Annotated in this window: 19 protein-coding genes; 3 read left to right on the forward strand and 16 right to left on the reverse strand. The window is 32.2% G+C overall.

What is annotated here, in order from left to right; translation table 11 throughout:
- Window positions 1–9: 9 nt before the first annotated feature.
- The 4 genes from M9Q43_RS00165 to M9Q43_RS00175 form a co-directional block, all read right to left on the reverse strand.
- Window positions 10–6924 (reverse strand): RHS repeat-associated core domain-containing protein, encoded by a 6915-nt coding sequence (locus M9Q43_RS00165; protein ID WP_262316975.1) that lies wholly within the window; start codon window positions 6922–6924, stop codon window positions 10–12.
- Window positions 6925–6929: 5 nt separating this feature from the next.
- A complete protein-coding gene (locus M9Q43_RS00170; protein WP_262316976.1) occupies window positions 6930–7364 on the reverse strand; it encodes a T9SS type A sorting domain-containing protein in 435 nt (144 codons plus the stop codon).
- A gap of 117 nt (window positions 7365–7481) precedes the next feature.
- Window positions 7482–7646 carry a LuxR C-terminal-related transcriptional regulator gene (locus M9Q43_RS14195; RefSeq protein WP_408611237.1) on the reverse strand — a complete coding sequence of 55 codons (165 nt, stop codon included), beginning with the start codon at window positions 7644–7646 and terminating at the stop codon, window positions 7482–7484.
- Window positions 7631–8137, reverse strand: a complete 507-nt coding sequence (locus M9Q43_RS00175; RefSeq protein WP_262316977.1) for a response regulator — start codon at window positions 8135–8137, stop codon at window positions 7631–7633. The genes M9Q43_RS14195 and M9Q43_RS00175 overlap by 16 nt, the downstream gene beginning before the upstream one ends.
- Before the next feature lie 209 nt (window positions 8138–8346).
- Here M9Q43_RS00175 and M9Q43_RS00180 point away from each other — a divergent pair, with 209 nt between their 5' ends.
- The gene (locus M9Q43_RS00180; protein WP_262316978.1) at window positions 8347–8865 is read left to right on the forward strand and encodes a helix-turn-helix domain-containing protein; all 519 of its coding nucleotides are present in this window, start codon (window positions 8347–8349) and stop codon (window positions 8863–8865) included.
- Between the two features lie 202 nt (window positions 8866–9067).
- On the forward strand, window positions 9068–9475 hold the full coding sequence (locus tag M9Q43_RS00185) for a hypothetical protein (protein WP_262316979.1): 408 nt from the start codon (window positions 9068–9070) through the stop codon (window positions 9473–9475).
- Window positions 9476–9511: 36 nt separating this feature from the next.
- Here M9Q43_RS00185 and M9Q43_RS00190 read toward each other — a convergent pair whose 3' ends face one another.
- The 12 genes from M9Q43_RS00190 to M9Q43_RS00245 form a co-directional block, all read right to left on the reverse strand.
- Entirely contained in the window at window positions 9512–10393 is an 882-nt protein-coding gene (locus M9Q43_RS00190; protein ID WP_262316980.1) for a DUF808 domain-containing protein, read from the reverse strand.
- A 103-nt stretch (window positions 10394–10496) separates the two neighbouring features.
- Window positions 10497–11435: a tRNA epoxyqueuosine(34) reductase QueG gene (queG, locus tag M9Q43_RS00195; protein ID WP_262316981.1), complete on the reverse strand. Its 939-nt coding sequence runs from the start codon at window positions 11433–11435 to the stop codon at window positions 10497–10499.
- A 1-nt stretch (window position 11436) separates the two neighbouring features.
- Complete coding sequence (locus M9Q43_RS00200; RefSeq protein ID WP_153207430.1) at window positions 11437–11790, reverse strand: four helix bundle protein; 354 nt, start codon at window positions 11788–11790, stop codon at window positions 11437–11439.
- A 58-nt stretch (window positions 11791–11848) separates the two neighbouring features.
- Complete coding sequence (gene ruvB / locus M9Q43_RS00205; RefSeq protein ID WP_262316982.1) at window positions 11849–12871, reverse strand: Holliday junction branch migration DNA helicase RuvB; 1023 nt, start codon at window positions 12869–12871, stop codon at window positions 11849–11851.
- 75 nt (window positions 12872–12946) lie between these two features.
- Window positions 12947–14713 (reverse strand): cytochrome c oxidase subunit I, encoded by a 1767-nt coding sequence (locus tag M9Q43_RS00210; RefSeq protein WP_262316983.1) that lies wholly within the window; start codon window positions 14711–14713, stop codon window positions 12947–12949.
- Between the two features lie 31 nt (window positions 14714–14744).
- Window positions 14745–15893 carry a cytochrome c oxidase subunit II gene (locus tag M9Q43_RS00215; RefSeq protein ID WP_262316984.1) on the reverse strand — a complete coding sequence of 383 codons (1149 nt, stop codon included), beginning with the start codon at window positions 15891–15893 and terminating at the stop codon, window positions 14745–14747.
- Between the two features lie 20 nt (window positions 15894–15913).
- The gene (locus M9Q43_RS00220) at window positions 15914–17398 is read right to left on the reverse strand and encodes a quinol:cytochrome C oxidoreductase (RefSeq protein WP_262316985.1); all 1485 of its coding nucleotides are present in this window, start codon (window positions 17396–17398) and stop codon (window positions 15914–15916) included.
- 27 nt (window positions 17399–17425) lie between these two features.
- A complete protein-coding gene (locus M9Q43_RS00225) occupies window positions 17426–17971 on the reverse strand; it encodes a c-type cytochrome (protein WP_262316986.1) in 546 nt (181 codons plus the stop codon).
- 9 nt (window positions 17972–17980) lie between these two features.
- The gene (locus M9Q43_RS00230; RefSeq protein ID WP_262316987.1) at window positions 17981–18505 is read right to left on the reverse strand and encodes a DUF3341 domain-containing protein; all 525 of its coding nucleotides are present in this window, start codon (window positions 18503–18505) and stop codon (window positions 17981–17983) included.
- A 4-nt stretch (window positions 18506–18509) separates the two neighbouring features.
- Window positions 18510–19919, reverse strand: a complete 1410-nt coding sequence (nrfD, locus tag M9Q43_RS00235; protein WP_262316988.1) for an NrfD/PsrC family molybdoenzyme membrane anchor subunit — start codon at window positions 19917–19919, stop codon at window positions 18510–18512.
- A 30-nt stretch (window positions 19920–19949) separates the two neighbouring features.
- Window positions 19950–22985, reverse strand: a complete 3036-nt coding sequence (locus tag M9Q43_RS00240; RefSeq protein WP_262316989.1) for a TAT-variant-translocated molybdopterin oxidoreductase — start codon at window positions 22983–22985, stop codon at window positions 19950–19952.
- A 32-nt stretch (window positions 22986–23017) separates the two neighbouring features.
- Window positions 23018–24286, reverse strand: coding sequence for a c-type cytochrome (locus tag M9Q43_RS00245; protein ID WP_262316990.1), 1269 nt, complete (start codon window positions 24284–24286; stop codon window positions 23018–23020).
- A 215-nt stretch (window positions 24287–24501) separates the two neighbouring features.
- Between M9Q43_RS00245 and M9Q43_RS00250 the strand changes: the two genes are divergently transcribed.
- Window positions 24502–24894, forward strand: a complete 393-nt coding sequence (locus tag M9Q43_RS00250; protein WP_262316991.1) for an SPOR domain-containing protein — start codon at window positions 24502–24504, stop codon at window positions 24892–24894.
- Window positions 24895–24954 lie beyond the last annotated feature (60 nt).

Below are 24954 nucleotides of genomic sequence, written 5' to 3' on the forward strand. Positions count from 1 at the left end.
TTATTTTATTTAGTTATATGTTGATCTCCAGACACTAAACGCATATTTAAACTTATCAAAACTAAAATTACCCCAATTATCAGGATCCATAAGTGTAAATCGAAATGTGCCTTTCTTAATGTGTTTTTCAATCTTAGAAATTAAACTAGCGTGATGAATATTTTGAGAAGAATCTGGTTGCCAACTTATTTGAACAATCCTATTGGATTTCATTTGATTTATTGCCCAATTTGCAAAATTTGATTCTGTATTATTCAAATTAAAATCCTCAACCGAATAACCTGAAACTTGATAATTTAATCTTAAATTTCCACTGTTTATACCCCCTTTATCAGCTCTTAAAAACCAACTACTATTGATACCTTGTTGCTCGTCACCACCAAAATAATACCAATCGACAACTCTTTTACAATGATAAGTACAAGTTAATTTCTTAATTTGTTCACTAAATCCTAAATCCATTTCTGCTTCTAAGTTCCAATTTGTATCACTAAAATCATATTTACCAGTAATTGAGTTTTTAAAACTATTTACTCCAACAACATCTCGCCAATTACTTTGTCCAGTCCAAAAATTAGAATCATCTTTCACCGCAGTAATCCCGCCTACTAAACCTCCTATAACACCACCTAATGTTGTACTAATTAAAGTACTTTTCAAAATTTGATTTAATTTTAAACTACCACCATTGAGCATAACGTCAAAAGAGGGACTAAATACACCAGTAACAAAACCTGTTGACCCTCCCATTAATGCACCATTCCAAAACCCAGCTGCTGATGTATCAAAACCACAAATAGAAGTAAATCCGCCACTTATTCCCATGGTGGCAAAAGAAGACCATAAAGATATAATACTGGTTTTTAACACTCCTTGAAAAGTAATTGGTGCTTCTACAGAAATTGCATTCAACATATAGGCCGCTATTGCAACACCAACTCCTATGGCTACAGTTGCTAACCCATATTCTCCACTAGGGTCTGTATATTTTAAAGGATTATTAAGAACGTATCCATAACGGTTATAGTTTTGGGTATTATTCGGGTCTTGAATAAAATTATCGGGCTGTAAAAAACGATGCAACAATGGGTCGTATAAACGACCATTCATATGAATTAACTTTACCCCTTGTAAATGTTCATGCCCAGTATATCCCCTATCTATAACGGTTAAACCTGTCAAATTATTACCAGCTCCATCTTGTACTTTTGCAATATTTCCCCAAGCATCAAAATGTCTTTTCTCAACAATTTCACCAGACTGATTGGTTATTGCAATTATACTCCCTTGCAAGTCTCTATGCAAATATAAATAATTTTCGGTTGTACCATTACTTTTTAACACTACAGGAGCCGTGTACCCATCTCCTCCTATATATGTTAAAAATTCTACTTCACCAGTGTTTATGTTTTTCTTAATTTCTATAGTCCCATCACCTGAATAAAATTTGTGGTAGGTTCTTAAAAGTTTATCTGTATTTAAGTTCCCATAATACATGGCACTTCTGTTTTGAAATGTATTGTAAGAAAAATCTATTTTATCTTTTCCTTGTTCATGAATTTGTATTGGACTTTTAAAAGCATTATATGAAATATCTTGACGTAAATAATTTGAATAATGTTCTTTACCAGCAGGTGTTAACTCTACACTACTGTTTTGATACGCTTTGCCACCAATATTATAACCATAATTTCCTAAATTATTTTGGGTAATTCTACCTCTATTATCATATTGTTGTTCATTTCGGTTTATTTTTTTAACAACTACATTATCTATATAAAACGTTTTTAAAACACCAACATCAGTACTTGATGGTGATTTATCAAATTTTAAATAAATGTCTTTGTGTGCTGAAACCACATAATCAGCAACAAAAATGCCATCAGCAGGTTCGCCTAAAACAGTTTGAATAGTTGTGTTTGTAATTGGGTCTTTTTCTATTACTACTACTCTAAGCTTGTTAATATTATTTTTAGTTATCGTTGCAGATATATTAAGCTTTGTTCCTAAAGCGGCACCTGATAAAATTAATTTTTGCCCTCCTGAAGCTGATGGGGTTGTATTGATTCTTAATCTACCAGCCGACGATGAAATTGTTGCACCTGAAGTTGCAACAAAACCTTCTGTACTAGCGTAACTGGAAAAAGTTAAATTGTGCAAAGTTTCATCAGGTGATTTCCAAACGGTTAATCGTTCTAAATTATCATATTCAAAAAGTTCAAATAAATTAAATAAATTAGTTTGTCTTGAATTCAATAAAGCTCTCGTAGTATTAAAGCTATAGGTTAAATTGATAATTGATTCTGTGTTTTCAGGATCAATTGGGTCAATTTCAATTGGGTCACCTAGATCAAATGGGTTTTCATCAACTCTATCTACAACACTTGGATTTGACATTCTTCCAGAAGAAATAATTTTGGATGTATTAAGAATTGTAGGAAATCCTAAATTATCATATGTATTGGTTTGGATTAATTCATTTCCAAAAGTTCCACTTGTTAATTGTCCTCGTTCATTTACAGTATTACTTGACCACAAAAGAGTATTTGCACCATCATCAAAAATTTGCTTGTGATATCCATTATAATAAACATTTCTTATCCATTTAGATGAAATTTTATTTGTGGCTAATTCTTTTGCTTCATATTTTACTTTTTGTTCTCTTCCAAAGGAGTCGTAAATAACTTCATTTTCAAATTTTGCAAATGGCAATTCTTCAATCGTTTTTTTAAGTCTATTGTGACTATCATATTCATAGAGATAACTTGAATTACCATTGTAAATATCGGTTACTACTAATGATGATGGTAATTTGTTTACAGGATTGTAATTATAATCAGTAATAATACTTGTTTTTTCGGCACTAGTTGCTCCTATAACTCTTTTTTGAGTAAGTTTGCCTGTACTCGGGTTATAATCATAGTATGTATTTCCTTTTGGTGTTCCTTCGTGAATTATTTGACCTAAGAAATTATAATTGTATATATATGTCCCTGCAGATGGGTCAATTAATTTTGTTTTCAAACCAAAATTGTTATACTCCATATAAACTTCATTATCTTCATATGTAGCTGTTTTTTGATTACCATTTGCATAAAAAGTAAAATTAATTTCACCTCCAGGATCTGTTGATTGAACAACATGTCCATTAGCATTTTTTGTTGAACTAGTTTGCTTAGTACCATCATTAGCTGTTGTTTTTAAACCATCGTAAGTCACATTTAAAATAAGTCCAGAAGCATAATTTATACTTGTTGTACGGCTATATTCATCAAAAATTGTAGTATTCCATAATAGTGGATTATTCCCTTTATATGGCTCACTTTCTTTAAATTTTCTTCCTAAATAATCATATACTATAGATTTGTAAGACCAAGTATTATCGATGTTCTTAACACCAGATTTTATGTTTCGTCCTAAAATATCATTTATAGCAACTTTTTCACTTCCATCATCTGAGACTGAACTTGTAGTAATTAAATTTCCGTTTCTAGAATAAGATATATTTAAGTTTTTATTTAAATAATCTTTAACTTTAATTAATTTTCCCCAATTATCATAATAATTAGTAGTTACTTGTGAAAAGGGGTTTGTAGTAGTTTCTACAAGTCCATATATTGAGTTATATGAATAAGTAGTTATTAACTCTTCAATATCTTTTGAAGAAATTACAAATCTTCCAGTAGCGTCATAAGTTTGCTCAATGGTTCTTGGCGCTATGTAAGGAGTAACTCCAGATGTTACACTTACCGTTTTTTTTGTAATATTTGAATAATCATCATGCTCATAATCTTCAATTATGTAATTTTCTTCAGTTGAATTACCTTTCTTCTCTAACCTAGTTAATAAATTACCTGTGTAATTGTATTTTTCAGTTGTTTCAAATGTGTCACCATAAGCATCTGCAAGAGAAACTACAGAGGTTGGTCTTCCAATATAATAGTCATTACCTGAACCAAATTCATTGTTCTCATATGAGGTAGTAGTAGTATAAGTCCCTTGTAAATCAGTTCCTAAAAAATTATTTTTCACAATAATATGTGGTATGTAAAAACCGTCTGTTGAATATTGGTTAACTACTTCGGTTTTTACATTTGTAAATGAATCATGAGAACTAGTACTACTCAACAATAAAGCATATGGATGTGAAGGATTTGCTAAAACATAATTATTTTCGGTTTTAGAAATATAATTAGTAGGGGCTCCTAAATTAAAAGTAAAATCATTTATAGATTTTAATTGAGTATAACTTCTACTATTTGCTCCTCTTTTTTGAACATCATTTTCAAAAACACTCCAAATTATGTTATTATCATTCGGACTTAAATACCAACTACTTCTTGCTGTTTTTTTATAACCAATTAAACCTAAACCACTCAAATTTGCAGTTAAGCCATGATATTTGTAACTTTGATATTTAACTTTTCCATCAATAGTACTTGTTAACTTGTCAACTATTTTACTTCCTCTTAAACGTTTAAATTCAAAATTCGGATAATATTCGGAGTTTGTTGAGGAATATGTATCATTTAAATATCCTAATCCATTATTGTTTAATGATTCAATTTCTTTATATTCAATTTTATCAATTATAGCACCTTGACTTGAAGAAACTTCTTTCAACAAAATCTCATTTGCATAATTTCTAGCAAATTGTACATATATTGCATTTGCATCATTTTTTCTTAAAACAACAAAATCTTTATTTGCACCATTTACTCGAAAAGAACTTACTAAAGGCACAGGAATTTCTGGAGAGCCGCTATTATGTTCAGATGCAGAAGTATAGTCATTATAAAATCTAGGTAAAGAGGCATTTGTGTTACCTAAATTATTTATATACGTTGAAACTTTCCATTTAGTATCAAAATTATGGTACTGCCACCATTCTTTTTTTGCATATGCAACCCAATACATAACTAAATCAGATTTACCATCTTTATTTACATCCAACACATAGTAATTTTTAAAATGTTGTTGAGTTGTATACTCAGCACCAACAGTGCCGGGTGTTCCTGTATCTGGTTTATATGTTGTAATTTGATGTATTTCCTTTTCAAAAACCTCTTGTAAATTTAGTTTAGGATTTGAAAAATAAATTGCCCAATTATCACTATTTTTTTCAACAGGTATAATAATATCTGTTTTAGAATCTCCATTGAAATCTCCAAACAATAAAATCTTATCTTTATGATAGTCCGTTAATATACCATTCCCTATTAATTCAATTTGAGTCCAAGGAGATACTAATAATTGCTTAAACGAAAATATGGTATATGATTTATCATCTCTAAGTACAAAAACATCAGTTTTCCCGTCCCCATTAAAATCACCTGCAAAATATTTTCCATCTAATGAACCTGTAAAACCTGTTGTATCAATATTGAGATAACCTTTTGTACCTAATGTTGTAGAACTGTTTGGGTTTAAATCCAAAATACGCATTACATTAGGTGAAGTTCCTATAGTAATTGTTTCAATACACCCATAACTTGGGTCTACTGTTCTGCTGTTAATATTAGGTCCAACATAATTTGGATCATATTGATATACTTTTTGCTCTGGAAAACTCAAAATTAACAATTCTGAAATTCCATCTCCGTTATAATCACCTTCAATGTATTTATTTCCAGTTTTTATATAATTTGATGGAGGATTAAAGTCCGGGCAATTAGAGTAGATAGATGCAGAATTTGGAAAACTAATAGTTTTTGAAAATGGAGAAATCACATTGTTATTTATCTGATTTATTTCATTAATTTTTACCGTAATTTGGCTTAATTGTGGATTTAATGACGTAAATGACTGATGCTGATTTAGTTTATTATCTAAAGACAATGTTTGAATAGGATAAATTCCAAATAAGCTTTGAGCATTTATTGCATTTGCAGTGCCACCTTGAAATAATTTTGTGTAAATTTTGCCTTCATTGTAAAAATCTAAATATCCATCGCCATCAAAATCCCCTGGAACAAATCCTGATTGTGGTTGTAAAAAACCATCATAAGTTGTTTGCACTTCTGTATTACCTGTTTCTACTGGAAAATAATCAAAATTAATTGGATTTGCGGCTTCTTCATTACCATTGAACTCTTTAATTTGAGTTACTTTTTCATAACCCAGTTGACTATCTTCTTCATGAATAATTTCGTATTTTCTAAATAATTGATTATTAGTTTTTACTTCAACACTAGATAATAAAGCATCTTTTTCATGCTTATTCCCTTTTATGTATGCTGTCTCAATTCGCTTTGCTTGTTTATAATTGAAGATTAATTCATTTAAAGGCAATATTCCAGCAATATTGGCGCTAAATTTTATGTTTTTCAAACACAAACTTTTACCAAAAGGTTTAAAGTAATCGTATAATATATAATTACCGTGACTATCTTCAAAACGAGTTATATAAAATGCAGTTAAATCAGTTGCATTTACTCCATCATAGTTTCCATACCATGACCGTGAACCATCAGTATTCGTAACAATAAAATAAATATTATCACCCGTGCCAACCTGTTCAATTTTATTATTCGATTGAATTTCAGTTTGATAAATCGAACCACTCTCCCAATAATTACCAGACTTTATTATTAATCGTTGACCATCGAGTGCAAGTTTATCATTATCATCAAAATCAACTCCATCAACGTACCCATCAACCTGAATACTTGAAGCCATTCTACTAATCATAGAAATTGAATTAATATTCCATCCTTGACCTATAACACCTCCAAATTGACCACTTGCATAAACTAAATTTATTGTTGGCCCAATATTTTGCAAACTTGGAGGCAAGGCAATTGGAACAGTATAAACTGCTTGTCCAGAATTTGTAATATCTAATTTACCTTGAGTATCATGATAACTCTGAGAAAAAACTAACTTAAAAACAAAAAGTGCAAAAAAAATAAATATATTTTTCATAAAAATTATTCTTTAGTAATTTTGATTGATTTTGATTCACCATTATTAAACACTAATATTATCAAATAGAGGTTTTTAGGTAAAGAAGAAAATTGAATAGTCGTTCTATCAGTATTTTTTAAATCAGAGATTGTTGAAATTAATTTAGCATTAATATCAAACATTTGAATCTCATTAACATAATTATTATTAATTAAGTCCCATTTTAAAAATAGTTCATCTCTAACAGGATTAGGATAATAGGAAATAATATCTTCGGGAAAGAATTTTAATAACTCATCTTCAATGTTATTTTGAGAATTTTTAGATTCTGAACAAGTAGGACAATACCTTCTTACGATTTGATTACCTGCAGAATCATATTCAAATATTATTTTATCTTGAGCAAAAGAGTTTAATGATATCAATAAAATAAAAGAACTCAATGAAATTAGTTTCATAAAAAATAGAATTAATCGATTAAAATACTTAGCGAAATTCTTATAAATCAAACTATTTACAAAACAAATTTTAACATTTAACATAAGGTATACCTCAGGTATACCTTATGTTAAATGTTAAAGGTAGCCCCGAGATTTGGCTTCTTTTAAAATATTATCATCCTCATTAAGATTTAAGGATTCTCTTATTTTTGAAATACGTTTTTTTATGGTTATTTCAGAAACATCTAATTCTTGAGCAATTTCTTTTAGTTTATAACCTTTAGCTAAGTATTGAAGAATTTTCTATTTAACTCATTTACAAAAGCTTTGTTTTCCCATATCTCTTCAATTTGTTTTGCAACAAAATCACTTCTATATTTTTTGCCTGAGAGCAAAATCTCTATAATTTCTATAAACTTATTTCCATCAATGTCAGATTTAGTTACAATACCATGTGGTTTAACATTTAAAATAATTTCAAACAAAATAATGTTTTCCATTATTGATGTTAAAATCATGTTTATGCAATTTGGCATTTGTTTTTGAAGGTAAATACAAACATCAGCTCCATTTAAGATGTTTTTTTCAGAGTAGACTGGCATTGAATAATCAAGTATTGCTAAATCAATCATCAGATTGTTATCAAGACACTGGTTTATTTTTAGATGTGCTTCTTCACATGAATTAGCTTCTATAAAATTTATGTTATCCCCTAATTGAAGTGAAAACGGAAGTATTGTTTTATATGCATCAATTGTTAATTGGTGGTCATCTGCGATTAAAATGTTCAAGATTCTATTTTTTTGTGAATACTAATTTATATGAGGGGATTTTGTACAATATTAATAAATTAATTTAGATTTTAATAAAATTTAAATTAATACGTGACATTATTTTCTAAAAAAATAATTTGTTACAATAAGTGTGGCAAAATATTTGAACTAAAAAAAATGTCACACTATTTGTGATAAAAAATTATATCTGAAAAATTTGTCACAAAATGAAAAAGAAACAAAATATAAGTGCACTATTAGGAATGAGCCAAGAAAACTTGGCACTAATTCTACAAGTAAGCAGAAGTCAAATAGCAATGTATGAAGTTGGTAAACGAAGCTTACCTGTTGATGCTTTGGAAAAATTATCTACAATGTTATCTGTTATACAAAATAAAACCTTAGACACTATCTCAAAAGATATGAATTCAAATTTAAACATACAGTTTTTAAAAAACCAATTGCAAAGAAACAAACACCAACAACTCATTGTTGATAATAAAATAAGCGCCCTCATAAAAAAACAAAACGCAACTAATTCTGCAAAAAAAGTGATTAGCTATTTGCTAAATGAAACACCCAAAATTAAAAAAAACGAAATAATTGTTTTAAAAACCATAGAAACAAAAACACAAAATAAGGTAGCCCAAAACAATGCTGTTATTTTACTACAACTTGAAATCAAAAAAGAAGTTTTAGCATTTGAGGAGAAGTTATTGCAAAAAAAATTACAATCAGAAAATTAACAAATCGCTCATTAAGTACAGTCCTAAAAAAAAGATTCTAATTAAAAAATAAAAACAAAGAAAACGTAGGAAAAATACACTTATTACATTTTTAATTTAAGTTTAACTAACTTAGTTAAAGTTGCTTTAAAATATTGATTAAAAGCATTTTATGGCACTTATATTGGTTACATGTAATTATTAACTATAAAAATATTTTATTATGTATTCAGTAACAAATCTTACAACTATTGCAGATTGCGATGTGTTGTTAACTATGGCAAACAAAGAAAAAGCAGATTTAGCGTTCAAAAAACTTTCCGAAGAACGTTTAGTAACTAATTACAGTACAACATCGGTAGAAATTGATGCCGTTTTACAAGGTGTAATTGCAGAAATTGCGGCAGTGGATTCAATACTTACTGTTTTACCAAACGGACCTACTAAAGATTCAGAAGAAAAACGAAAAGTACGCTTGGAGTATAAAAAATTCTTATTAGAGAACAGAAAAGAAAGCTATGGTGCCGTAGCGCTTTTAGAAAAAGAATTAGACTTAGAAAGAGTCAACAAGCAATTAGATGAAGTAAATTTGTTTATTGATGCTGTCACCGCTCATAAAGCAACTTTGTAAAATTTTAAACCGCCACAGTTGTGGCGGTTTTTTTATCTATTTTTTTACCAAGCCCTTCACCTTCTTAAATCCCGTCATCAACAAAACAGCTACCAATCCGAATGCGATTCCCACACCAAATTCTGCTACAATTGAAGGAATATTTTGTGGCACTAAATGATGAATATAGTCAATATTATGGATAAAAATTCCTCCTGAAACTAGGATAAGTGCTATAGTTCCAACCACGGCAAGAAATTTAATAACGAGCGGCAATGCTTTAATTAAAACACCACCTAAAGAAGACAAAAATCCTCTATCGTTGCCTTTTTTCATTAAATAAAATCCTGCATCGTCCATTCTTACAATTAAAGCTACAATTCCATAAACTCCAATAGTGGCAATAATTGCGACAAAAGTTACACTCAAAATTTGGGTAATTAGCGGATGTTCTTTTTCCATTGCCGTTCCTAAAGCGATGATGACAATTTCAAGCGAAAGAATAAAATCGGTTTTAATCGCTGAACTTACTTTTGCTTTTTCAGAATTTTCGTTATCTTCCTCAAGCTTACTTTCTTTGATAACTTCTTCACCTTTTTTAGCACGATGAAAAAGATATTCGATAATTTTCTCCACACCTTCGTAGGCTAAGTAAACTCCTCCAATAATTAAAGCGGCTTTAATGGCTGGCGGATACAACCAATTCAAAACAAAAACTACTGGCAGAATAATCAATTTATTGATAAAAGAACCTTTTGTAATCGCCCACAACACCGGAATTTCTCTTGAAGCTAAAAAACCAGTTGCTTTTTCGGCATTCACTGCCAAATCGTCTCCTAAAATTCCTGCTGTTTTTTTGGTTGCTAATTTACTTGTCATTGCAACATCGTCCATCAATGCTGCGATATCGTCTAATATTGCGAAAAATCCAGATGCCATATATTTTCTATTTTAAATTTATTTTATCTTTTTAATAACCCTCAAAACTACATTAAAGTTTTTTGATGAGAAACATTTTTTGTCTGAAAAGCTTTATACAGTTTTATTTCTTCAAAAAATTGATATTACGAAGTAAGCCTTCATATTTGGTTCGTTTCACAGCAGAATTTTTAAACACTTTTTGAAACGTATCCACTGTGATCTCTTCCCAATCCGATTTTGAGAAATTTAAAATATCCGAATTCGTTTGAAAAAGAGGTTCATTGTGTGGTTTTGAAAATCGATTCCACGGGCAAACATCTTGGCACACATCACAACCAAACATCCAATCGTCAAATTTACCCTTCATTTCTTGTGGCAAATTATCTTTCAATTCGATAGTAAAATACGAAATACATTTGCTTCCATCCACAACATAAGGCGCCACAATAGCTTCTGTAGGACAAGCATCTAAACAAGCCGTACAACTTCCACAATGGTCGGTTGTTGGCGTATCATAATCTAATTCTAAATCGATAATTAATTCGGCAATAAAATAGAACGAACCCACTTTTTGCGTGATGAGATTGCTATTTTTTCCAACCCAACCCAAGCCGCTTTTTGCCGCCCAAGCTTTATCTAAAACCGGTGCCGAATCCACAAAAGCTCTTCCTGAAACTTCGCCAATTTCGGTTTGAATGAAATGTAATAATTCCTTTAACTTCTCTTTTATGACATGATGATAATCTTGTCCGTAAGCGTATTTGGAGATTTTATAAGAATCCTGGTTTTGAATTTCGGAAGGATAATAATTCAACAACAAAGAAATGACACTTTTAGCATCATCTACCAATAAAGTTGGATTCAAACGTTTGTCAAAATGGTTTTCCATGTAACTCATTTGGCCGTTCATTTGATTGTTTAACCAATTTTCTAAACGAGGCGCTTCTTCTTCAAGAAAACCAGCTTTGGAGATACCACAAGACAAAAAGCCGAGTCTTTTGGATTCGGATTTTATAATCTTTGAATAGTTGGAAGATGGAAGCCGGAAGTTGGAAGACATATTACGATAATTTATTTCTAAAAGCAATCATCATATTCATCAAATTATATGAATCCTGATAAAATTTATCAAAATCTACTTCACTAATATATGCTCTCCTTTTTGCTTTGTGCAAACAAGTCACAACTTCTGCTAAAGAGCGAATTGCATATCCTAAAAACCTTCTAAACTCAGGATTACTTTGCTCAATTGAACCTTCAGAAATATTTAACGCTATCGAATCAACCGCACGATTGATTTGGGAAGTCAAATTATATATTTCGCTTTTAGGAAAGTTTTGAGAAATTTTGAAAATGTCTTCACCAAAACTCATTGCATTTTGCCAAATAATTAATTTTTCAAACTTAAAACTCATAAAAATATCTTTTAAAACGAAATAAAACTTCCAACTTCAAGCTTCCATCTTCCAGCTCTTAAAAAAGTCCTCCTTGAATATTATTTTTAATTTTCCCTAAATGTTTGTAGGCTTTTTCGGTCACTTCTCTTCCGCGAGGAGTTCGCATGATAAAGCCTTCTTGAATTAAGAAAGGTTCGTATACTTCTTCAATTGTTTCACCGCTTTCGGAAACTGCGGTTGCCAAAGTTGATAAACCAACAGGTCCGCCTTTGAATTTTTCGATAATTGTGGATAGAATTTTATTATCCATTTCGTCTAATCCGTGAGCATCTACATTTAATGCTTTTAATGCGAATTTTGCGATTTCGATATCGATTTTACCGTTACCTTTGATTTGAGCAAAATCTCTAACACGACGCAATAAAGCATTAGCAATACGAGGTGTTCCTCTACTTCTGCCAGCGATTTCTATTGCAGCTTCAATCGTAATTGGCATTTTTAAAATAGAAGAACTACGTTGAACAATTGTGGTTAATAATTCAGTGTTATAATATTGTAATCTACTTTGAATTCCGAAACGAGCACGCATTGGTGCAGTTAATAATCCTGAACGAGTTGTAGCCCCAACTAAAGTGAACGGATTCAAATTGATTTGAACTGTTCTTGCATTTGGACCCGATTCAATCATGATATCAATCTTGAAATCTTCCATTGCAGAATATAAATATTCTTCAACAATTGGACTTAAACGGTGAATTTCATCAATAAATAAAACATCCCTTTCTTCCAAATTTGTCAATAATCCCGCTAAATCGCCGGGTTTATCCAAAACAGGTCCAGAAGTAATTTTAATTCCAACTCCTAACTCGTTTGCCAAGATGTTTGCCAACGTTGTTTTCCCCAAACCAGGAGGTCCGTGAAACAAAGTATGATCTAAAGCTTCTTTTCGCAAATTAGCTGCTTGTACAAAAACAATTAAGTTTTCTAATACTTGGTCTTGCCCAGCAAAATCATCAAAACTGAGCGGGCGTAAAGCCTTTTCGATATCAATATCTTGTGGAGAATAAGATTCTTTATTTGGATTCAAATTATCGTTCATAAAAGCAAAGATAAGTAAAGTTATAAAACAAAAACCTCTCCGATTGGAGAGGTTTGTATGATTGTGGAAAAAATCTTAGTGATGTAAAACTTCTTCTCCTTCTTTCATTGGTGTGATTTGCGTAACGAAGTCTTCGTCGTGACCTGGTTTACTGTAATCATAAGGCCATCTGTGTACTTCAGGAATTTCTCCAGGCCAGTTTCCGTGAATATGTTCCACTGGTGTAGTCCATTCTAAAGTATTAGATCTCCATGGGTTTTGAGTTGCTTTCTTACCATAGAAAATACTATAGAAGAAGTTCCAGAAGAAAACAATTTGGAATGCAGCTCCAACGATAGCAAAAATCGTAATTAAAACATTCACATCAGCTAACTCGTCAAATAATGGGAAAGCTGAGTTTGTGTAGTAACGTCTTGGTAAACCAGCCATTCCGATAAAGTGCATTGGGAAGAAAACTCCGTAAGCACAAACAGCAGTTACCCAGAAGTGAACGTAACCTAAGTTTTTGTTCATCATTCTACCAAACATTTTAGGGAACCAGTGGTAAACACCAGCAAAGAATCCGTAAAGTGCAGAGATACCCATTACTAAGTGGAAGTGAGCTACTACGAAATACGTATCGTGAACGTTAATATCTAAAGTTGAATCTCCAAGAATAATACCTGTTAAACCTCCAGTGATGAAAGTAGATACTAATCCAATTGAGAATAACATTGCAGGATTTAATTGTAAGTTACCCTTCCAAAGTGTTGTAATGTAGTTAAAGGCTTTTACAGCAGAAGGAATTGCAATTAATAATGTTGTAAAGGTAAATACAGAACCTAAGAAAGGATTCATACCTGATACGAACATGTGGTGACCCCAAACAATAGTTGATAAGAATGCAATTGCTAAGATAGAAGCAATCATTGCACGATAACCAAAAATTGGTTTTCTTGAGTTTGTAGCAATAATTTCAGAAGTAATACCTAAAGCTGGTAATAATACGATGTAAACTTCAGGGTGGCCTAAGAACCAGAATAAGTGCTCAAATAATACTGGAGAACCTCCTTGGTAATGTAAAACTTCACCTTGAATGAAAATATCTGATAAGAAGAATGATGTTCCAAAACTTCTATCGAAAATTAATAATAAAGCCGCAGAGAATAATACTGGAAAAGAAACGATACCAATAATTGCTGTTACAAAGAAAGCCCATACAGTTAATGGCATTCTTGTCATTGTCATCCCTTTTGTTCTCAAGTTGATTACCGTTACAACATAGTTCAATGACCCCATTAAAGAAGAAGCGATGAAAATAGCCATAGAAGATAACCATAAAGTCATTCCTAAACCTGAACCTGGAATTGCTTGTGGCAATGCACTTAAAGGAGGATAAATTGTCCAACCTGCAGATGCAGGCCCTGATTCAACAAATAAAGAACAAATCATGATAACACAAGAGATAAAGAACATCCAGAAAGACAACATATTCATAAATCCTGAAGCCATATCACGAGCTCCAATTTGCAATGGAATTAATAAGTTACTAAATGTACCACTCAAACCAGCGGTAAGTACAAAGAATACCATGATTGTTCCGTGAATAGTTACCAATGCTAGGTAAATATCGTTACGCATTACTCCATCTGGTGCGAAATTATCACCTAAGAATACTTTGAAAATTTCGAAAGATTCTTCTGGCCATGCAATTTGCATACGGAAGAATAAAGATAAAACAACTCCAACAATACCCATCAATAAACCTGAAATAAGGTATTGCTTCGCTATCATTTTGTGATCCAAACTAAAAATATATTTAGTTATGAAAGTTTCTTTATGATGACCGTGATCGTGTGACATACTAATTCTATTATATTTAATATAAAATAACTTATTTAATAACTTGAGCGATTACTTTTGTAGAGTCAACCGCAACTGCTTCTGCTGTTTCAACAGGCTTAGGTGCATTTGCATCTTTCCATTGTTGAGCTAAAGTTGGTTTATCTTTTAACCATGCTTTAAAATCTGCTGGCGTATCTACAACAATTTTCATTTGCATGTTATAGTGAGATGCTCCACAAATTTTATTACACAATAACAAATAATCAAATGTATAAGGATCTAAAGCAGTTCCTCCATCAGCAACAATTTTCTTACTGTTTTTAATTCTGATTTTATTGATTTTATCCACTTTAGCAATAATTGCTTCATCATTTCTCATATCTGCAGTTGTAACCGTAGGAGTAAATGAAAATTGAGTAATCATACCTGGAACGCAGTTCATTTGCGCTCTAAAATGAGGCATATAAGCTGAGTGTAAAACATCTTGAGAACGCATTTTAAAAATTACTTTTTTACCAACTGGTAAGTGTAATTCTGTAACAACTTTGTCATCTTGAGCAGCTGGGTCAGCTAAATCAACTCCTAAAGTATTAACACCTTCAATTAATCTTACGTTGGCTTTTCCTAATGTTTTATCATCACCTGCGTAACGAGCTTCCCAACCAAATTGTTTTGCATATAATTCAATTACAATAGCATCTTGTTTATCCTCTTCATCAACAAACATAATGTTGTTCCAAGTAAATAAACCGTACATAATCAAACCTGCTAAAACAATAACAGGAATAATAGTCCAGATAGCTTCTAATTTATTGTTATCAGCAAAATATAATGCTTTTTTACCTTCTTTACCTCTGTATTTGAAAGCAAAGTAATGTAATAAAAATTGTGTAATTGTTTGAACAAAGAAAATTAAAGCCATAGAAATAGCCATCAAATTATCAACGTCTTTTCCATGTTCAGAAGCTGGTGTTCCTAAAACTAAATCGCTCCATGCATATAATGAATAGATTGTGAAAACATAAATGAAACCCACAAATGCAAACATTAAATAACCATTAACACTATTATCTTTATCGTTAGCAATTTCTGAGTTTTCAGAAACACCACCAACTTGTGTTAAATCAAAGATTTTAGTCAATTGCCAAACTGCAATTCCGATTAAAACTAAAACTGTAAATACCAAGAAACTTGTCATTTTATATTTCTTTTTAACTATTAATAATGAAAATGTTTACTTTCTTCAATGAAAGGATTTCCTTTAGGTTCAATTGGTGCTTTTGTTAGAGCACTGAATACAACAAATATAAATAATCCTAAGAAGAAGAATAAAGATCCAATTTCTGGAATACCAATAAACCATTGGTCACCAACTGTTGCAGGCATAATCATATTGAAGAAATCAATATAATGTCCAAATAAAATTACGATACCTGCCATAACTACAATCCAAGTTAAACGTTTGAAATCTGTATTGATTAAGATTAAAAATGGAAAAATTAAGTTAAAAGCTAACATACCAAAGAAAGGCAATTTATAGTATTCGATACGCGTTACAAAGTAAGTAACCTCTTCTGGGATATTTGAATACCAAATCAACATAAATTGAGAATACCATAAATATGCCCAGAAAATACTCATACCAAACATAAATTTAGCTAAATCGTGAATGTGACTTGTATTAACATGCTCTAAATATCCTTTAGATTTTAAGTATAAAGTAATCATTGCAATAACAGTAATTCCACTTACGAAGAAACTTGCAAATACATACCATCCAAATAAAGTACTGTACCAGTGTGGATCAACAGACATAATCCAGTCCCAAGACATAATAGACTCAGAAACGATGAAAAACACTAAAAAGAAAGCTGCTAATTTGAAGTTTTTCTTGTATGGTGCGTTGTCAGTAGCTGTATCCTGTGCAATTGAGTTTTGTCTGAATTTGAAACGTACCCAATTCCATACCACTAAAATAATTGCAGCAGTAGCTAAAAATCTTCCAACACTTAACCATCCTTTTTTAAGGAAAATAAGTTTGTCAAATTTAGCATGTGTTGGATCAACAATATTTGGATCCATCCATACAAATAAATGATTCCAGTGCATTCCAGCAGCAACTAATAAGATAAAGAAAATAATAGAACCTGGTAATAAATACGCAGTTATACCTTCCATAACTCTAAACAAAATTGGAGACCAACCTGCTTGAGCAGCATATTGAATCGCATAAAAAGCTAAAACCCCAACTGATATTAACATAAAGAAAATACATGCAACATACAAAGCAGCCCAAGGCTTATTTTGTAATTGGTGTAAAACGTGTTCAGCATGTTCTTTATCGTGATCTGCTTCGTGAGCAACTGTTTCTTTTTTGTGAGCATCGTGATTATCAGCAACTGGAGCAACTGCAACAGCAGTAGAATCAACAGCTTCATGTGTAGCATGAACTGAATCTGTAACGATAGCTTTTGTAGAATCTACAACAGCAACTTCGCTATGAGCAGGCTCTGCATGTGCTTCTGTATCATGAGCAACTTTTTCTACATGAGCAGCTTCATGACCATGGTGACTATCTGCTAATATTTTTTCAACATCTTCAATAGTTTTAGGAGCTTGCCAAAAACCAACTCCAATACCAATTGCACCTAAAATCATTAGGACGAATGAAAATGTTTTTAATTTACTTGAAAACGTGTACATATCTATTATTTTCAAAAGGTTTTATTATTATAATCCAGCTTTTAATTTTAAAACGTAATCCGCAACTTGCCATCTTTCTTCTTGAGACAATTGGTTTGCGTGAGAACCCATAGAATTTAATCCATAAGTTACTACGTGAAAAATACTTCCGTCTGTAATTTCTCTATCTTTATAACTTGGTACGCCAAGAAATTTTTCTTTAACTACTAAATTTCCTTTTCCATCACCTTTATCTCCGTGGCAAATTGCACAATAAACAGTGTACAACTCTTTTGCTTTATCAGGATTTAAACTTAATGAATCTAAAGGAGATTTTAATGAGGCTTTTGCTAAAGCATAACCTTCTGGTGTATTAGGAATTTCGTAAGGAACAAAACCTCTTTTAATAGATCCTTTTGCAGGAACTTGAGCTTCTACTCCACCTTTAAATACATTATGTTCTGAATAAGTTTCATAAGAAACTGCTTCATACATATTTGGGAAGAACTGATAGTTAGGTTTTGCTTTATCGAAACATGAAGTTGCCATGAAAGACAAACCTACTACTGCTACTATTTTATATAAACTTTTCATAACTATCTATTAATGCTTATCTACTACTTTTACTTCAACTGCTCCAGTGCTAGTAAAGAAAGAAATTAATTCTTCTTCATTACCATGAATACCAACTTCCATCAAGAAATGATCATCAGTAGTTCTAACATCAGGATTTTCTGCTTGTTTGAATGGCCATAATTTACTTCTCATATAAAAAGTGATTACCATTAAATGCGCTGCAAAAAATACTGTTAATTCGAACATAATTGGCACGAATGCTGGCATGTTGTCAATATAATTAAAACTTGGTTTACCACCAATATCTTGTGGCCAATCTTGAATCATGATAAAATTCATCATCCATGTAGCAACAGAAAGTCCAACTAAACCATACAAAAAAGCACAAATTGCAATTCTTGTAGGAGCCAATCCCATAGCTTTGTCCAAACCATGAACTGGAAAAGGTGTATAAATTTCTTCAATATGATGATGAGCTGCTCTTGTTTGTTTAACAGCATCCATTAAAACATCATCATCATTATATATAGCGTGTATTACTTTATTACTCATGATATTAATGATTATCTGAATGATTATGTCCGTGTTGTTCTCTTTCTCTCTTGTAGTTATCTCCAGAACCCTTCAAGATTGTTTTTACTTCCGCTTGTGCTATCACAGGGAAACTTCTAGAATACAATAAGAATAATACAAAAAAGAATCCAATTGTACCAATATAAATACCAGCGTCAACAAATGTTGGTTGGAACATTGTCCATGAAGATGGTAAATAATCTCTATGTAATGAAGTTACGATAATTACGAAACGCTCAAACCACATACCTACGTTTACCACGATAGAGATAATGAAAGACGCCATAATATTAGTTCTAATTTTCTTAGACCACATAACTTGTGGAGAAACCACATTACAAGTCATCATTAAGAAATAAGCCCACCAGTAAGGTCCTGTTGCTCTGTTTAAGAATGCATATTGTTCATACTCTACTCCAGAATACCAAGCTACGAATAACTCCGTAATATAAGCACAACCTACAATAGAACCTGTAATCATGATTACGATGTTCATTAATTCGATATGTTGTACTGTGATATAATCTTCTAAGTTAGATACTTTTCTCATGATAATAAGAAGCGTATTTACCATTGCGAATCCTGAGAAAATCGCTCCAGCAACGAAGTATGGAGGTAAGATTGTTGTATGCCATCCTGGAATTACAGAAGTAGCAAAGTCAAAGGATACAATAGTGTGTACAGAAAGTACAAGAGGTGTTGCTAAACCAGCTAATACAAGAGAAACCTCTTCAAAACGTTGCCAGTCTTTAGCTCTTCCAGACCATCCAAAAGAAAGGATAGAATATACTCTTTTTGTAAAAGGAGTTACAGCTCTATCACGTAGCATAGCAAAGTCAGGTAATAAACCAGTCCACCAGAAAACTAATGATACTGATAAATACGTAGAAATTGCGAATACGTCCCATAATAATGGCGAGTTAAAATTCACCCATAATGATCCGAATTGATTTGGAATTGGTAATACCCAGTAACCTAACCATGGACGACCCATGTGAATAATAGGAAATAAACCTGCTTGCATTACAGAGAAAATCGTCATTGCTTCTGCAGAACGGTTAATGGCCATTCTCCATTTTTGACGGAATAATAATAATACTGCAGAGATAAGAGTTCCGGCGTGACCGATACCTACCCACCAAACGAAATTGGTGATATCCCAAGCCCAACCTACTGTTTTATTTAATCCCCATGTTCCAATACCAGTGGTAACTGTATAAATCATACAACCTAATCCCCATAGGAAAGCGGCTAATGCGATTGAAAATACTGTCCACCATAGTTTGTTTGCTCTACCTTCTACAGGTCTAGCCACATCTACCGTTACATCGTGGTAAGATTTACTTCCTACTACTAAAGGTTTTCTAATGGGTGCTTCGTAATGAGACGACATAATCCTTTATATTGTTTCTTTAATTAATACTTATTTATCGTTTCTAACTTTCACGTGGTACATCACGTTAGGTTTTGTTCCGATGTGCTCTAATAAATGGTACATTCTGTCAGATTCTACTAATTTAGCAACATCTGAAGCTGAATCATTAATATCTCCAAATTTCATAGCGCCACTTGAACAAGCTGCAGAACAAGCTGTTTGGAATTCATCCTTACCTACTGCTCTACCTTCACGTTTTGCTTTTAATTTAACTGCTTGAGTCATTTGGATACACATTGAACATTTTTCCATAACTCCACGAGAACGTACATTTACATCTGGGTTGATAACCATACGACCTAAATCATCATTCATATGATAATCAAACTCGCTGTTTTTGTTATATAAGAACCAGTTGAAACGTCTTACTTTATATGGACAGTTGTTAGCACAGTAACGAGTACCAACACATCTGTTGTATGCCATGTGGTTTTGACCTTCTCTACCATGAGATGTTGCAGCTACTGGACATACTGTCTCACAAGGAGCGTGGTTACAATGCTGACACATTACCGGCTGGAAAGCAACTTGAGGATTTTCAGATGGATCTTCCATACCTGCGAAAGTATCAATTGAATCCATTAAACCAGAAGCACCTTCTTTTTCAACAATATCACCAGCAAATGTTTCTTTAGAAGAATAATATCTATCAATACGCAACCAGTGCATATCTCTACTTCTTCTTACCTCAGATTTTCCAACAACTGGTACATTGTTTTCTGCGTGACATGCAATAACACAAGCTCCACATCCTGTACAAGCATTTAAATCGATAGATAAATTAAAGTGGTGACCAACACTTCTGTCAAAAGAATCCCATAAGTCAACCTCAGTTGCAGCTGTTGGTTTGTGATCTAAAGATACCATTGGAACTGGATTCCAAACTTTAGCATCTTTAGTATTGAAAACTTCTAATGTAGTTTCTTTGATAATATCACCTCTACCCATTAATGTTTTTTGTAACTGAACACAAGCAAATTCATGCTCACCTTCAACAACAGTAATAGTAGCAGATTGATTTGAGTTTAAGTTAGCGTATAAAGCATAAGCATTAACACCTACTTGCATCTCTTCTTTTAAACCTAATTTTTTACCATATCCAAAAGCTAAACCTAAAGTTCCTTTAGCTTGACCTGGTTGAATAATTGCTGGAACATTTTCTAAAGTAGTATTTCCTACTTTAATTGTAACATAACTTCCGTTTAAACCTCCGTTAGCTACATTCCAGTTTTTAACACCTGCCGCTTCAGCATCTGCTTTAGACATAGTTACGTAGTTATCCCAAGATACTCTTGTAATAGGATCTGGGAATTCTTGTAACCAAGGGTTGTTTGCTTGTTGTCCATCTCCCATTCCAACTTTAGAATATAATACTAAATCGAAATTAGAAGATTTTGCTTGTGCTAAAGCCGAAGCTGCCGAAGCATAATCAGCAGAAACTGCAGTTAATGGACTTGCCACAGAAGCAACAAAACCATCATGAACTGCTTGATTCCAAGATTTTCCAGCTAAAGAAGTAGCAGAGAAAGATTTTAAGAAATCATAATAAGCAACCGTATTGTCTGTCCAAGTTAATAAAGCTTCTTGGAACTGTTTTGTATTGAATAAAGGACGAATCGTTGGTTGCATAATGCTGTAATTACTTCTAGTAATTGCAACATCTCCCCAAGACTCTAAATAATGTGGAGCCGCAGCAGCAATTGTAGTCAAAGTTGAAGTTTCATCTTCTTTCATTGAGAAAGCAACTGAAAGTTTAACCGATTTTAAAGCCGCAACGAAATCTTTAGAATTTGCTAAAGTATAAGCTGGATTAACTCCATTCATAATTAATGTATGAACTTTTCCAGCCTTCATATCTGCTACTAATTGAGCAACCGCTTTTGCATCTCCTTTTCTTGTAAGAATAGCGTCAGAAGGATTAAAAGCTGCAGATTGTAATGCATTGTTAATAGCTAAAACTACTAATTGTGCATTTACATCATCTAAACCAGTTACAACAACTCCTTTGTTTTTAGCATCTTTAAGTTGTTTAGCTGCCTTAGCAATTTGAGCATTTTTAGGTTGAGCACCACTTACAACAGCATAATATAAATCAGCTAATGCTTGTTTTTGTTGCGCAACTGTCATTGGAATTCTAACATCTGCATTAGCACCAGCCAAAGACATGTTAGATTCAATTTGAATATGTTTAGACATCATTCCATTTTTAGGAATACGACCTTGAGCATATCCTGCATCAAAACCTCCTCCTTGCCAATCTCCTAAGAAATCTGCACCAACAGAAACGATAACATCAGCTTTTGAAAAATCATAATTAGCTAAAGCTCTTACACCGTAAACTGCTTGAAAAGCATCTAAAGCGTTTGATTCAGAAACTGCATCGTAAACAACATGTTTCGTTGTTGGATATTTTGCAACTAAAGAAGCAATTAAAGCATCAGTTGAAGGACTTGCCATAGTGTTTGTTAATACCACTACATTTCCACCTTTTGCTTTAGCATCTTCTAAACTAGCTTTAACTTTAGTGTTTACGTCAGCCCAAGTTGCATCTTTACCAGCAATTTTAGGTTGTTTTAAACGTAAACTATCATATAATGAAAGAACAGAAGCGTGAACTCTTGCATTTGCTCCAGTTTTTGCTCCTTCTAAATTATTGTTCTCTACTTTAATAGGACGACCCTCACGAGTTTTGATTAAAATATTAGCAAAATCAAAACCATCAGCCATCGTTGTTGCATAATAATCAGCAACACCAGGAATAATTTCTTCTGGTTGAACTACGTAAGGAATTGACTTTACAACAGGACCTTCACAAGCTGCTAATGAAGCTGCAGCCGTGCTAAATCCAACATATTTTAAAAAGTCACGACGAGTAGTTGACGAAGCAGACAAAGATTCTTTATCTCCTAAAAACTGGTCAACCGGAATTGGTTCCACAAACTCGTTGTTTCTTAGCGTCTCAACAATAGAACTATTTTCGTTTAGTTCTTCAACACTTTTCCAGTATTTTTTGTTTGATGCCATTGTATAGTATATTAGCTTCTTAAATTATTTTATTAATAGTGACATTTACCACATTCTAAACCTCCCATTTGAGCCGCAGTTAACTGAGATACTCCGTATTTTTTAGAAAGTTCTTCATGGATTTTTTTGTAGTAAGCATTATCTTCTACTTTCACATTTGTTTCTCTGTGGCAGTTAATACACCATCCCATTGTTAATGGAGCATGTTGTTTCATGATTTCCATTTCTTCAACTGGACCGTGACAAGTCTGACACTCAACTCCTGCAACAGTTACGTGTTGAGAGTGATTGAAATAAACGTGATCTGGTAAATTATGGATTCTAACCCATTTTACCGGTTTAGTTTTTCCTGTATATTTTTGTAAAGATTTGTCCCATCCAACAGCATCATATAATTTAGCAATTTCACCATCGTAAAATACTTTAGAATGCTCTTCAGTTGCAGTAGTTTCAGCTACTTCACTAATGTTTTTGTGACAGTTCATACACACATTCAACGAAGGAATATTAGAATGTTTTCCAACTCTTGCAGCAGAGTGACAGTATTTACAGTCAATTCCATTTTCACCAGCATGAATTCTGTGTGAATAGTGAATTGGTTGCACTGGCTCATATCCTTGGTCTACACCAATTTGCATCATCCATCCGTATGCAAAATAAGCAGAAACCAACAATAACAAGATTGCAGAAACTAATACTAAGAATTGATTTTTAGCAAACGCTCTGAAAACATTCATTAATGAACGATTTTTTTGCACTACCTCTAATCCTTTAGCATCAGCAATTTTAGTTAACATGTTATACACTAAGAATAACATAACAATTAACATTGCCATTACTAATGTAAGCACTCCTAAAATCACATTGTTAGAAACACCAGAATCACTTGGTTCACCAACAACTTGAGTTCCTGGAGCAGGAGTTGGAGCAGCAGGAGCTGGCTCAGAAGTATAAGCTAAAATATTGTCAATATCTTCATTTGACAATTGTGGAAATGCAGTCATTGGAACTTTGTTGTTCTCTTCAAAAACTTTGACAGCTTGCGCATCTCCTGACTTGATTAAATCTCCACTGTTTTTAACCCACTTGTACAGCCATTCTTTGTCGTACTTAGCTTCAACTCCACGAAGTGCAGGACCCGTAGACTTTGCATCTAATTTGTGACAAGCAGCACAATTGGTATTAAAAAGCTCTTTACCTTTTGCAACATCTTGAGAAAATGCTGATAAAGAAGTTAGTAGCACGAATGCTAAACTGAAGAAAATCTTTGAAAACGATTTATGGTTACCCACCTTTTTCATATTTAAAATGATTATCGACTAATTTTTGGTATGATTTTAGTATTACTTACCAAAAACAACACGTTATTTTTTCAAAACTCCGACAAAAATACAATATTAGAACTATTATTAAAACCTTAATTTTATCTTAAAACATAATTTATACTTATTCTAAATAATTTTATTTCTATCGCATATAAACATAAATTGTATTTTTGTATTAAAATAAATTCAAAATGAGAAATTTAACCAAACATAAGTCATTGTTTTTCTTATTAGTATGTACTCTATATGGCATTAATAGCTATTCACAAGAAGGAAGAACAACACTTTCTCAAGATTTGAAAATAGAGCAATTATTAAAAGAAAAAAGAAAAATTAATCAAAATATTTCTACAAATGAATCGTATAAAATTCAAATATTTTATGGGAATAGTGACGATTCGAAAAAGAAATTGCAAGAATTTAGAAGGGAATTTAAAGAAATTGATGGCACTATAGTGTATACAAATCCGAACTTTAAAGTTTGGGTTGGAAACTTTGAAACTCGACTAGAAGTAGAAAAAGCGATGTTAGAAATTAAAAAAAAATATCCGACTGCTTTACTTATCAAACCTTCAAAACAATAAATTTTAGACATAAAAAAAGCCTTGCAATTGCAAGGCTTTTTTTATGATTGAAACTATTAA

The sequence above is a fragment of the Flavobacterium odoriferum genome (assembly GCF_025499515.1).
Classification (GTDB): Bacteria; Bacteroidota; Bacteroidia; order Flavobacteriales; family Flavobacteriaceae; genus Flavobacterium; species Flavobacterium odoriferum.